Source organism: Kluyvera sp. 1366 (genome assembly GCF_054823405.1).
Window position 1 is genome coordinate 19,784 of sequence record NZ_JBTRDW010000004.1, and the last position, 13,246, is coordinate 33,029.

Sequence of the window (13,246 nt, forward strand, 5' to 3'; positions counted from 1 at the left end):
GTTCAGGCCAGCGAAAAAAACCGCTCAATCGTAAAGTTTTATAGAGTTTATTAGAGTAACCCTGGCACCAACCGCGCAGCGCCGCCACTTTTGCCCATCTGACTTCCGAAAAAATTTGCGTGTAATTCCGATTTTTCGCAGAACGGTTAAGCCAGTCACAAATTTCCGCTAACCTGAACTCAGTCAGCCTGAGGAGAGCCGCGATGGACTTAGCCATTTTCGATTTGGACGAAACCCTGATTTGTGAAGACAGCACCAGCCTCTGGCTGCGCTGGTTGGTTTCACAGGGCTTTGCCCCCGAAGAGATCATCCAGCAGGAGAAAATCCTGATGGAGCAATATCACACCGGTACGTTATCCATTGAAGAGTATATGAACACCACGCTGGCGCCACTCGCCGGTATGGCTACGATGACCGTTGAAGGCTGGGTACGCCGCTTTATCCATCGCGACATCATGCCGCGCGTGTTCCCTGCCGCCCGCGAGCGTATTGCGTGGCACCAGCAGCGCGGCGACACGGTAATGATCATCACCGCCAGCGGCGATTATCTTGCGGTGCCCATCGCCGAGCGCCTTGGTGTGCACGGCGCGCTGGCGATTGGCGTGGAAGTAGTGGATGAACGCTACAGCGGACAAACCTACGGCACCATGACCTATCGTGAAGGTAAAGTGACACGCCTCAGTGACTGGAAAGCGTTACAGCAAGATCAACGCTTTGAACGCACCTGGGCTTACAGCGATTCGATGAATGATTTACCGCTGCTGGCACATGCCGATCATGCGTGGGTGGTCAATCCCAATCCGCTGCTGCTGCAGGAAGCACAACAGCGCGGATGGGAAGTGTGTAACTGGGCACGCTAATTTAACCGCGTGGGGCGCTGGCTGTGTCTGGCAGCCCCACTTTCAGCAGCTTGCCGTTGGATTCATCGGTTAGCACGTACAGATAACCATCCGGGCCTTGACGCACATCTCGAATACGCTCGCCACGATTTTCCAGCAATCTCTGCTCCTCCACCACTTTCTCGCCGTTGACCTGCAAGCGAATCAAACTCTTCTCTTTCAGCGCACCAATAAACAGGGAATTTTTCCACTGCGGGAAACGCGCGCTGTTGTAGAACGCCATGCCGCTGATGGCCGGCGAGACTTTCCAGAAATGCAGCGGTTGCTCAGTGCCTTCCACTTCACTGCCCTTTGCTTCCGGCACTTTCTGCCCGCTGTAATCAATGCCGTGCGTCGCCAGCGGCCAGCCGTAATTCTTGCCTTTCTCGGGGATGTTGACCTCATCACCACCGCGCGGGCCGTGTTCGCTTTCCCACATTTGCTGCGTCCACGGATTTAGCGCCAGCCCTTGCGGATTGCGCATGCCGTAGGACCAGATTTCCGCGCGCGCGCCTTGACGATCAACAAACGGATTGTCCGGCGGGATTTCACCGTCTTTGGTCAGACGCACGATTTTACCGGAGAGCTTATCCAGCTGTTGCGCGCTGCTGCTGGCGAAGTTGTCACCAAAGGCGATATAGAGAAAGCCCTGGCGATCAAACGCCAGTCGCGTGCCGATATTGGCGCCGCCCGACAGCTTCGGCGTTTGCTCCAGCACCACTTTAAAGTCACTCAGCTGACGGTTGTCATCGCTCAGGCGACCATAACCCACCACGCCACCAGCCCGACCGCTGGCATCGGCGGTGGTGTAGCTGAGCCACACGCGGCGGCTTTCGGCGAAGTCCGGTGCCAGCACCACATCCAGCAAGCCACCCTGACGATTCGCCCACACCTTCGGCACCCCGTCGATCGGTGGCGACAAGCCTTTACCCGGCTGCCAGCTGCGCAGCTGGCCGGATCGTTCAGTGATTAACAGCGTTTGATTATCGGGTAGAAAAGCCACGGACCACGGATGGTCGAGCTTGTCCTGAAGCACCTGAACCTGCACATCGGCAGCGAATAACGGTAAGGACGTGCTTAAAGCGCCAAACAGCAGCGCGGCGGGCAGTAAACGCATGGCATTCTCCTTTATCGCAGTCTGCCGTAAAGCGTAGTCAGCGCGTGACAAAGGATGTGCAGGATTTACAAAACATTAAGCCCGGCACGCCGCCGGGCGAGAATTTACTGTGCGGGGAAGGTCAGCGCATCGCGTACCATCTCGTCGATGCCCGGACGCAGATCGTTGAGTGTGATTGGCGCACTGTTGCGAGGATAACCACCTGCAATGCAGGTGGTTAGGCGGAATTACTCGAAGCAGGTTTCCGGGTTTTCCGACAGCGAAATAAAGGATTCACCGCCTTTGGTCAGGGCAATGATTCCGCCACTCTCAATATCATAAACCCATCCATGCAGGCGAATTTTGCCTTTACGCAGCGCTACCGCTACGGAAGGGTGTGTTTTGATATTGTTCAGCTGCGCAATCACGTTCTCTTTCACCATTTCGTTGAGACGCTTCTCAACGGAATCGTAGTTACGCTCTTCCACCACCGCTTTCGCCGCGTTGGCGTAGTGCAACCAGTGATCGACCGCGGGCATGGTTTCGAGATCGGCATTGGAAGCAATGGCGTTCATGGCGCCGCAGTTAGAGTGACCACAAATAATAATTTCGGTCACGCCCAAAGCGACAACCGCGTACTCAATGGTTGCGGACACGCCGCCCGGCTCTGGACCAAACGGTGGCACGATATTACCGGCGTTTCGGATCACGAACAGCTGACCCGGCTCCGACTGCGTCACCAGCTCTGGCACCAGACGGCTGTCTGAGCAGGAGATAAACAGGGCTTTGGGATTTTGGTTGGATGCCAAACTTTTGAAAAGATCCTTCCTTTCAGGGAACACATTCTGTTGAAAATTCAGAAAACCTTTGACGATCTCTTGCATATGTCTGCTCTCACATTATCCACTTCTGCCCTGGCAGTGAGGATTCACTATCAGTGCGATTTGAAATTTTCAGCGAAGATAACAACTTACCTTCACCGACCCAACATTTAAGCAAAAGGCGCCAGCTTACACAACTCGGATCGCCACAGAGGGCCATTGCGCCAGCGAGTGAGCCGCACCGCCAACAGAGTTAAGCACAATCATCATGCATTAGTTACCCCATAAGGAGATTCTTACACAGCCTATACATTTTCCCCGGCAACCTCTGTACAATCGCCCCCCTATCCACACTAATTATGATGAATTTTTATCCTTATGAGCCATGTCAAAAATCCACCGCGCGTGGGGTTCGTCTCCCTCGGCTGTCCGAAAAACCTCGTCGACTCTGAACGCATCCTGACGGAGCTGCGTACTGAAGGCTATGACGTGGTGCCACGCTACGATGATGCGGAGATCGTCATCGTTAACACCTGTGGATTTATTGACAGCGCCGTACAGGAATCTCTGGAAGCGATTGGTGAAGCGCTGAATGAAAACGGCAAAGTGATCGTCACCGGTTGCCTCGGTGCCAAAGTGGATCAGATCCGCGAAGTGCATCCGAAAGTGCTGGAGATCACTGGCCCGCACAGCTACGAGCAGGTGCTGTCGCATGTGCACACTTATGTGCCGAAACCAGAACACAATCCGTTCCTGAGTTTAGTGCCAGAGCAAGGTGTCAAACTGACGCCGCGTCATTACGCCTACCTGAAAATTTCCGAAGGCTGCAACCATCGCTGCACCTTCTGCATCATTCCATCAATGCGTGGCGATCTTGATAGCCGCCCAATCGGTTCGGTGCTCGACGAAGCTAAACGTCTGGTCGAAGCGGGCGTGAAAGAGCTGCTGGTAATCTCACAAGACACCTCCGCTTACGGCGTGGATGTTAAACATCGCACCGGTTTCTGGAACGGATCGCCGGTGAAAACCAGCATGGTGAGCCTGTGCGAGCAGTTAGCCAAACTCGGCGTGTGGGTGCGTCTGCACTACGTTTATCCTTATCCGCATGTGGATGATGTGATCCCGCTGATGGCCGAAGGCAAGATTCTGCCGTACCTCGATATTCCGCTGCAGCACGCCAGCCCGCGCATCCTCAAGCTGATGAAGCGTCCCGGCGCGGTAGAGCGTACGCTGGAGCGCATTAAGCGCTGGCGTGAAATCTGTCCGGAGCTGACGCTGCGTTCAACCTTTATCGTCGGTTTCCCCGGTGAAACCGAAGAAGATTTCCAGATGATGCTCGACTTCCTGCAGGAAGCGCGCCTCGATCGCGTTGGCTGCTTCCAGTACAGCCCGGTAGATGGCGCAACTGCTAACCAGCTGCCGGATCAGGTACCGGACGACGTGAAGCAGGATCGTTTTGATCGCTTCATGCAGCTGCAGCAGAAGATCTCCAGCGAACGGCTGCAGGAGAAAATCGGCCGCGAAGTGCTGGTGCTGATTGATGAAGTGGACGAAGAAGGCGCGGTGGGACGCAGCATGGCTGACGCCCCGGAAATCGATGGCGCGGTTTATCTGAACGGCGATCGTCAGGTGAAAGTCGGCGACGTGGTCCGCGTTAAAGTGGAACACGCCGATGAATACGATCTGTGGGGCACGCGCGTTTAACCATACTTCTGCTGGTGCGCACGCTTGCGCGCCAGATAGTCTGTATCCGCGCGCAGTTTATCCCAGCACGCTTTGAAAACGGCCGCCGCAGCGGCCTTCTCTTTTTCTGTGGTACGCGGCAGTTCGTTGCCCGCCTCGTCATATTTACGCCCGCCCTGATGATTACTGTAGCGGCGTGCACGCGTATAACCCATCTGAATATATTTGCGCGCCATGTCCATACCGACAAAATCGTCCTGCGCGCGATATGCCTCAAATAGCTGCATAATCTGCTGTGAAGATTCTTTTGCCAGCTCGACGGTGCGAAAACGCCAGTGCGGCAGAATCTCACTTTTATAGGGTTCGACCATCAGCACGCCCTGCTCGCCGCGCCCCACCTGATACAGCTCAGGCTGCTGGCGAAAATTGATGTGCTTGAAATCCTGCTCGTAGTTAAACGCTTTCATCTGTTTTTCCCGCCTCTCATCGTCCCGTGACGTAATTATTTCCTGCTGGCACTTAAGCGATTTGCTTTTATACCGATAACCTGGGTATTAGCCTACTTCCTCAGAGACGCACCTATGTTTAAACGAATGAAAATTGTGACAGCCATCATGATGATATTGGTGGTTTTCACCGCGATGCAGGCGATTTCCGGCTCGCTGTTTTTATCATCACTGATTACCGGAAAGCATAATTTCAGCACCAGTAATCAGCTGTCACATCAGCAGCGTGAGCTGGCCGACGGTTGGCAAACGCTGGTGAAAACGCGCGTAATCATTAACCGCGTCGCCATTCGTATCCTGAAAAAACAAACGGATGAAGCGTCCGTCGCCGCCATCAACAAACTGCTGATCAGCGCGGGTGCGTCACTGGATGAAGCAAAGCAACATTATGACCTATACCAGAGCATGCCGCGCATTGCCGGACAAAGCGCTGATTCAGCCAGTGTAGTCGACGCTAAATTTGCTGCCTTCGCAGAATTACTGAAACAGTCGGCAGCGTTCCTGAAAGCCAATGATTACGCCGCCTATGGCAACCTTGACGCCCAGCAGGCTCAGGACGATCTGGAAGTCGCGTACAAGCAATGGCGCGAGCACAACGTGCAGCTGCTGGCCGAGCGCAATGCGGAATATGATAATAACTATCAGCACATGCTGGTGTTGGTCGCCGTGATGGCGATAGTTGTGGTGCTGTTGCTGGTTGCGGTGTGGATTCTGGTGCGTCGCATCCTGCTGGCACCGATGAAGCAGGTGCAGCAGCAGATGGAGCGCTTCGCCGACGGCGATCTCTCCGCCCGTTTGCAGGTGGAAGGCCGCAGTGAAATGGCATCGATTGCCGCCAGCCTCAACCATATGCAGCAGTCGCTGCTCAGCACCATTAACAATGTGCGTGATAGCGCGGATGCGATTTTTGGCAGCGCCAGCGAGATTGCCAGCGGCAATAACGATCTCTCTTCACGCACCGAGCAGCAAGCGGCATCGCTGGAAGAGACCGCCGCCAGCATGGAACAGCTGACCGCCACGGTGAAACAGAACGCCGATAACGCGCGTCAGGCCACGCAGCTGGCGAAAACCGCCTCGGAAACCGCCGATAAAGGCGGCAACGTGGTGGATGGTGTGGTGAAAACCATGCGCGATATCGCCGACAGCTCGAAGAAAATCGCCGATATCACCAGCGTGATTGATGGCATCGCCTTCCAGACCAACATCCTCGCGCTCAACGCGGCAGTTGAAGCGGCGCGCGCCGGTGAACAAGGACGCGGTTTTGCCGTGGTAGCGGGTGAAGTGCGCAATCTGGCACAGCGCAGCGCTCAGGCGGCGAAAGAGATCAAACTGCTGATTGAGAATTCCGTGCAGCGTGTCAACACCGGTTCGCAGCAGGTGAGCAGCGCCGGTGAAACCATGCAGGAAATCGTCAGCGCTGTTACCCGCGTCACCGATATCATGGGCGAGATTGCTTCAGCGTCCGATGAGCAGAGCCGCGGCATCGACCAGATTGGTCAGGCGGTGAACGAGATGGATCGCGTCACGCAGCAGAACGCCACGCTGGTGCAGGAATCGGCTAACGCCTCAGCGTCGCTGGAGCAGCAGGCCAGCAGCCTCTCTTCTGCGGTGGCCCGCTTCAAAACCGGCACGCGCCAGGCGACTGCAACGGTGGCGAAAGTGGTGAAACCGGTGATAACACCAACCCGCGCGCAGCCTGCCGCCGCGCACAGTAATGACAATTGGGAAACGTTTTAAGACCGGAGTGGTGCGGTTATTGAAGAGGTCGCCATAAATGGCGACCGGACTCACCATCAGGTCTTCAATTTCGGATCCAGCGCATCACGCAAACCATCACCCAGCAGGTTAAACGCCAGCACGGTGAGGAAAATCGCCAGGCTCGGGAAGATGGCGACATGCGGCGCAATTACCATATCGGCGCGCGCTTCATTGAGCATCGCGCCCCACTCCGGCGTGGGCGGCTGCGCGCCGAGGCCGAGAAAGGACAAACTCGCCGCCGTGATAATCGAGGTACCGATACGCATGGTGAAATAGACCACAATCGACGACACCGTGCCGGGCAGGATGTGACGCATAATTATGGTCCAGTCCGACGCGCCAATACTGCGTGCCGACTCAATATAGGTTTGATGTTTCAGCACCAGCGTATTGCCGCGCACCAAACGGGCAAACGCCGGAATGCTGAAGATCGCCACCGCGACAATCACGTTGCTCATGCCGCTGCCCATAATCGCCACCACCGCAATCGCCAGCAGAATGCCGGGGAAAGCGAACAGCACATCGCAGATACGCATGGTGATGCGATCCCACCAGCCTTCGTAATAGCCCGCCAGCAGGCCTAAAACGGTGCCGATCAGCGCGCCAATCGCCACCGAGAAGAAACCGGCTATCAGCGAAATACGTGTGCCCACCAGCACACGGCTGAAGATATCGCGCCCCAACGAGTCAACGCCAAACCAGTGCATCAGCGACGGCCCTTCGTTTAGCCGGTCATAATCGAAATAGTTTTCCGCATCAAACGGCGCAATCAGCGGCGCGATAAACGCCACCACGATCAGCAGCAGCACAAACACTCCGGCCAGCAGCGCCACATGCTGACGGCGAAAGCGTCGCCAGAATTCGCGCCACGGCGTGCGTACCCGGTTTTCCGTGATAGTCGGCAGGGTTTTCAATGCCGCGGCTCGTCGCCAGTTCTTCAATTGCAACTCCTTACTTGTAGCGAATTGCCGGGTTGATTGCCGCGTACAGCACATCGACAATCAGGTTAATCAGGATGAACTCCAGCGAGAACAGCAGCACTTCGGCCTGAATCACCGGGTAATCGCGCATCTCGACCGAATCCACCAGCAAGCGGCCCAGGCCGGGCCAGTTGAACACCACCTCCACCACAATCGAGCCGCCGAGCAGGAAGCCAAACTGCAGGCCCATCATGGTGACCACCGGGATCATCGCGTTGCGCAGGCCGTGTTTCACCACCACCAGCGATTCGCGCACCCCTTTGGCGCGCGCGGTGCGCATGTAATCTTCCTGCATCACCTCCACGAACGACGCGCGGGTGAAGCGCGCCATCACCGCCGCCACCGCTGCACCCAAGGTGATCGATGGCAAAATGTAGTGTTTCCAGCTATCCGCGCCAACGGTCGGCAACCAGCCGAGCTCGACGGAAAACACCTGCATCAGCAGCATGCCGAGCGCAAACGCCGGGAACGAGATGCCCGACACCGCCAGCGTCATGCCGATGCGATCCGGCCAGCGATTGCGCCACACCGCCGAGGTGATGCCAATCGCCATACCGAATATCACCGCCCACACCATGCTGCTGAGTGTCAGCCACAGCGTCGGGAAAAAGCGCGCGGCAATTTCGTCAATCACCGGACGTTTCGAGACCAGCGAATGGCCGAAATCGCCCTGCACCGCATTGATCATAAAGTGCCAGAACTGCTTGATCAGCGGCTGATCGAGGCCGAGATCCTGACGCACCAGCGCCACCACCGAGGCATCCGCTTCCGGGCCGGCAATCAGGCGCGCCGGATCGCCCGGCAGCAAATGGACGAACAGGAACACCAGCACTGCCACAATCAGCAGCGTGGGAATCAGTCCCAGTAATCGTTTGAGAAAATAGTTGAGCATGCGAAGTCCTGCGCAGCATCGGCCAGCCCGCTAAGGCTGGCCGCGTCTGTTACTTCAGATCGGCCTCATCAAAATTGAATGAGGTATCGGGCATGACATAAAAACCGCTGAGGTTTTTATTGTTGGCTGACAGCAGTTGTTCCACCACCAGCGGGATCCACGGATGATCGTTCCAGATGCGATCCTGCGCGTCTTTGTACAGCTTAGCTTTCTGGTCGCGATCGGTGGTTTTCAGCGCATCGGCGAGATCTTTATCCACCTGCGGATTGCTGTAGAAGGCGGTGTTGAAGATTGCTGGCGGCCATGAAGTGGTGGCGAACAGCGGCGTCAGCGCCCAATCAGCTTCACCGGTCGAGGCGGACCAGCCGGTGTAGAACATGCGTACACCGCTCTCTTTCTGCCCTTTGCTCTCCACTTCCGCGGCACGCTGACCGGCATCCATCGCCGTCACTTTCACCTTCACGCCCACCTGCGCCAGCTGCTGCTGGGTGAATTGCAGCACTTTCTGCGCGGTGCTGTGGTTATGCGATGACCACAACGTGGTTTCGAAACCGTTCGGGAAGCCCGCTTCTTTCAGCAGTTCGCGCGCTTTGGCCGGATCATATTTGATTGCCGGATAGCTCTGCGCAAAGTCGATGCTCGGCGGCACGATGCCGGTGGCTGGCGTGGCGTAACCGGCAAAGGCGACTTTTGCCAGTGCCTGACGGTTGATGGCGTACTCCAGCGCTTCACGCACTTTCGGGTTATCAAACGGCTTTTGCGTCACGTTGAGGCTGATGTAGCGCTGCATGATTGACGGCGTGGTGACCACATCGAGCTTGCTGTTGCCTTCCAGCAGTTTGGCCTGCTCGAACGGCACTGGGAAAGCAAAGCTCGCTTCGCCAGTTTGCAGCATCGCCGCGCGGGTGTTGTTATCCACCACCGGACGCCAGGTAATGCTATCCAGCTTCGGATAGCCTTTTTTCCAGTAGCCGTCCCACTTCTTCACTTTCACGAAGTCGGTCTGGTTCCAGGTATCAAAGGCAAACGGGCCGGTTCCTACCGGATGGAAGCCGATCTCTTTGCCATATTTCTTCAGCGCGGTCGGGGAAATCATCACCGCCGCCGGATGCGCGAGATTATTAATGAAGGCCGAGAACGGCTGCTTCAGGGTGATTTTCACTGTGCTCGGATCGACCACTTCGGTGGTGGCGATATATTTGAACAGGTTATAGCGTTTGAGATGGTTATCCGGATTGCTGGCGCGATCGAGGTTCACCTTCACCGCTTCGGCATTAAAGTCAGTGCCATCCTGGAATTTCACGCCGGCGCGCAGCTTAATGGTGTAGGTCAGGCCGTCGCTGCTCGCCTGATAACTTTCCGCCAGCACGTTGGTCAGCTTCATGTCTTTATCGAAGCCGAACAAGCCCTGATAGAAGGACTTCGCCACCGCCTGCGACAGCGTATCGTTAGCGTCATACGGATCGAGCGTGGTAAAAGTCGAGGCCACCGCAATCACCGCATCTTTCGCCGCCCACGCGGGCAGCGCCAGCGCCGAACTCAACAAACCGGCAGTGATAACCCCTTTTCGCATAATATGGTGCATCGTTATCGTTCTCCTGTAATCCCTGTCATGCGCGACATCCAAAGATGTGCGGTTGTTTGCTGCTCAGGCGCCGCTAATTGCGTGCCGGGCGACAAAATGGCCCGGTGCCACTTCCAGTAAAGGCGCCACTTCTGGCTCATCGCCCAGCGGGCGAATCGGGCTGGGGATCTCATCCACCATCAGCGCCCGCTCACGATGCCGATGGGCCGGATCGGCCACCGGCACCGCGGCCATCAGTTTTTTTGTGTAGGGATGGCGCGGCTGCTCAAATACCGCCTGACGCGGCCCCATTTCCACAATTTGTCCGAGATACATCACCGCCACGCGATGGCTGATGCGTTCCACCACCGCCATATCGTGCGAGATAAATAAGAAAGCGATACCAAATTCACGCTGTAAATCGAGCATCAGGTTGATGATTTGCGCCTGAATCGACACATCCAGCGCCGACACCGATTCATCGGCGATCACCACTTTGGGATTGAGCGCCAGCGCGCGCGCAATGCAGATGCGCTGGCGCTGGCCGCCGGAAAATTCGTGCGGATAACGCTGCGCATGTTCCGGCAGCAGGCCGACACGCTCCAGCAGCCAGGCAACGCGCTTCTCTGCCTGACGACGATCCAGCGTTTTGTGCACCAGCAGCGGTTCCATGATCGTAAAACCCACGGTCAAACGCGGATCGAGCGAGGCGTAAGGATCCTGGAAGATAAACTGGATATCGCGACGCAGCGACGCCAGCGCATTGCCCTGCAGCGCATCGATGCGTTGGCCGTCAAAAGTAATGGTACCGCCCTGGCTGGCTACCAGCCGCAGCAGCGAACGCCCGGTAGTGGATTTTCCGCAGCCGGATTCCCCCACCAGCGCCAGCGTTTCACCGGCATGGAGATCGAAACTGACTTTCTCGACCGCGTGCACGCGGCGTTTAACGCGATTGAGTAAACCGCCGCGAATATCAAAGCGCGTGACTAAATCGCGCACCTGCAAAATCGGCGGTCGATCGTGACGCACCGTGTCCTGCGGTGCGGCCAGTTCTTCACGTCCGTTGCTATGCAATAAGGGAAATTTAGCCGGTAGCGGCTGGCCGTGCATCGCCCCCAGTTTGGGCACCGCCGCCAGCAACGCGCGGGTATAGGGCTGCTGCGGGTCGGCAAACAGCTGCTGCACCGACGCGCGCTCTACCACATCGCCGCGATACATCACCTGCACGCGATCGGCCATCTCCGCCACTACGCCCATATCATGGGTGATGAAAATCACCCCCATCTGCATCTCTTTTTGCAGCACGCGGATCAACTGCAGAATTTGCGCCTGAATAGTGACGTCGAGTGCGGTGGTAGGTTCGTCGGCAATCAGCAGCGCCGGTTTGCACGACAGCGCCATGGCAATCATTACGCGCTGTCGCATGCCGCCCGAGAGTTGATGCGGATAGCGTGATAACACATTTTGCGCTTCGGGAATGCGCACCAGATCGAGCATGCGCCGCGCTTCCGCCAGCGCCTGCTGGTGACTTTTTCCCTGATGCAGACGGATGGATTCCGCAATCTGCTCGCCAACGGTAAACACCGGGTTGAGCGAGGTCATCGGCTCCTGAAAGATCATCGCCATATCGGCGCCGCGCACTTTGCGCATCTGACCGTTCGACGCGCGCATCACATCCAGCACCTCGCCATTGCGACGCCGCAGCTGGATATCTCCGCTCACTTCGCCGCCGGCCTGCTGAATCAAGCGCATCAGCGCCAGCGAGGTGACGGATTTGCCCGAGCCCGATTCGCCCACCAGCGCCAGAGTTTCACCGCGATGCAGGTCGAGCGACAGGTTGCGTACCGCTTCGGTAATGCGCCCTTCATGCTCAAAGCGCACGTTAAGATCGCGCACCGCCAGAACCTGCTCCGGCGCAAACTGCAGCTGTTGGTCCGTCATGCCTGCTCCTTAGCTGTCGCGGTAAATCGCTACCTCAACATCGCCATTCACATAGGCGAATCCGCGATACATGCCTTCGCTGTTAAACGGCAGCGCCACATTGCCTGCGGCGTCAATGGCAATCAGCCCGCCGCTGCCTTCCAGCTCCTGCACTTTGTCATGAATGACGTTGGCGGTGGCCTGTTGCAGCGAGCGTCCGGCGTAATGCATCTGCGCCGCCACGTCGTAAGCGGCGAGCGTGCGGATAAACACTTCGCCGGTACCGGTACAGGAGACCGCTACGGTGTCGTTGCTGGCGTAGCAGCCTGCGCCGACTAAAGGCGAATCGCCCACGCGACCGGCCTGTTTGTTGGTCATGCCGCCGGTTGAGGTGGCGGCCGCCAGATTACCCTGAAGATCGAGCGCGACCGCACCGACGGTGCCGAATTTGCGATCCGGGTCCAGCGGATCGTCGCTGTGACTGTTTGCTTCGCCATCGTGATCCAGCACCATCTGCTGGCTGTGCAGCGCGCGCTGCAGCTGCTCCCAGCGCTCCGGCGTGGAGAAGAAATCGGCGTCGACCGGCGCTAAACCTTGCTCAGCGGCGAAAGCTTCTGCGCCCGCACCGATAAACAGTACGTGCGGGCTATTCTCCAGCACCTTACGCGCCGCCAGAATCGGATTGCGGATGTGGCTGACGCCCGCGACCGCGCCGACCTCCAGCGTGCGACCATCCATAATGCTGGCATCGAGTTCATGCGTGCCCTGATGGGTGAACACCGCGCCCTTGCCCGCGTTAAACAGCGGACACTCTTCCAGCAGGCGTACGGCTTCGGTAACGGCATCTAACGCGCTGCCGCCCGCCGCAAGAATTTGCTGGCCTGCGGTAACGATTGCGGTGAGTTGCTGACGATAGTGCTGCTCTTTTTCGGCGCTCATTGCCGCACGCGTAATCGCGCCTGCACCGCCGTGAATTGCGATAACTGCTTTAGCCATAACCGGTACCCTGTTAAGGAATCAGAACCAAAAACACTGATTTAGAATGGTTTTCATCTTTTTTTGACAATTTTCGACTATAGAAAGGCACCCTCATCTTGTAAAGCAGAAACTGCCTGCGCGGTCATAACCTTTTATTGTGGATTATGCTT

Annotated in this window: 11 protein-coding genes; 3 read left to right on the forward strand and 8 right to left on the reverse strand. The window is 57.0% G+C overall.

Annotated features, from left to right (window positions below):
- Positions 1-203: 203 nt before the first annotated feature.
- A complete protein-coding gene (locus ACVLVH_RS09390) occupies positions 204-860 on the forward strand; it encodes an HAD family hydrolase (RefSeq protein ID WP_192413908.1) in 657 nt (218 codons plus the stop codon).
- 1 nt (position 861) lies between these two features.
- On the opposite strand, the gene ACVLVH_RS09395 is transcribed toward ACVLVH_RS09390, so the two are convergent.
- Entirely contained in the window at positions 862-1,995 is a 1,134-nt protein-coding gene (locus ACVLVH_RS09395) for a PQQ-dependent sugar dehydrogenase (RefSeq protein WP_192413910.1), read from the reverse strand.
- A 227-nt stretch (positions 1,996-2,222) separates the two neighbouring features.
- Entirely contained in the window at positions 2,223-2,858 is a 636-nt protein-coding gene (locus tag ACVLVH_RS09400; RefSeq protein WP_101760997.1) for a carbonic anhydrase, read from the reverse strand.
- Between the two features lie 315 nt (positions 2,859-3,173).
- On the opposite strand from ACVLVH_RS09400, the gene rimO reads away from it, so the two are divergent.
- Complete coding sequence (rimO, locus tag ACVLVH_RS09405; RefSeq protein ID WP_498949287.1) at positions 3,174-4,499, forward strand: 30S ribosomal protein S12 methylthiotransferase RimO; 1,326 nt, start codon at positions 3,174-3,176, stop codon at positions 4,497-4,499.
- Here rimO and ACVLVH_RS09410 read toward each other — a convergent pair.
- Positions 4,496-4,945, reverse strand: a complete 450-nt coding sequence (locus tag ACVLVH_RS09410) for a DUF4385 domain-containing protein (RefSeq protein ID WP_101760999.1) — start codon at positions 4,943-4,945, stop codon at positions 4,496-4,498. The two genes, rimO and ACVLVH_RS09410, sit on opposite strands and share 4 nt — an antisense overlap.
- 114 nt (positions 4,946-5,059) lie before the next feature.
- On the opposite strand from ACVLVH_RS09410, the gene ACVLVH_RS09415 reads away from it, so the two are divergent.
- Positions 5,060-6,721 (forward strand): methyl-accepting chemotaxis protein, encoded by a 1,662-nt coding sequence (locus tag ACVLVH_RS09415; protein WP_192413915.1) that lies wholly within the window; start codon positions 5,060-5,062, stop codon positions 6,719-6,721.
- A gap of 56 nt (positions 6,722-6,777) precedes the next feature.
- Here ACVLVH_RS09415 and gsiD read toward each other — a convergent pair whose 3' ends face one another.
- The 5 genes from gsiD to ACVLVH_RS09440 form a co-directional block, all read right to left on the reverse strand.
- Positions 6,778-7,683 (reverse strand): glutathione ABC transporter permease GsiD, encoded by a 906-nt coding sequence (gsiD, locus tag ACVLVH_RS09420; protein ID WP_192236551.1) that lies wholly within the window; start codon positions 7,681-7,683, stop codon positions 6,778-6,780.
- Between the two features lie 10 nt (positions 7,684-7,693).
- Positions 7,694-8,614 (reverse strand): glutathione ABC transporter permease GsiC, encoded by a 921-nt coding sequence (gene gsiC / locus ACVLVH_RS09425; protein WP_061717203.1) that lies wholly within the window; start codon positions 8,612-8,614, stop codon positions 7,694-7,696.
- A gap of 49 nt (positions 8,615-8,663) precedes the next feature.
- Positions 8,664-10,199 carry a glutathione ABC transporter substrate-binding protein GsiB gene (gsiB, locus tag ACVLVH_RS09430; RefSeq protein WP_192413917.1) on the reverse strand — a complete coding sequence of 512 codons (1,536 nt, stop codon included), beginning with the start codon at positions 10,197-10,199 and terminating at the stop codon, positions 8,664-8,666.
- 63 nt (positions 10,200-10,262) lie between these two features.
- Positions 10,263-12,119, reverse strand: coding sequence for a glutathione ABC transporter ATP-binding protein GsiA (gsiA, locus tag ACVLVH_RS09435; protein WP_192413919.1), 1,857 nt, complete (start codon positions 12,117-12,119; stop codon positions 10,263-10,265).
- 9 nt (positions 12,120-12,128) lie between these two features.
- Positions 12,129-13,094 (reverse strand): isoaspartyl peptidase/L-asparaginase family protein, encoded by a 966-nt coding sequence (locus ACVLVH_RS09440; protein WP_192413921.1) that lies wholly within the window; start codon positions 13,092-13,094, stop codon positions 12,129-12,131.
- Positions 13,095-13,246: the final 152 nt, after the last annotated feature.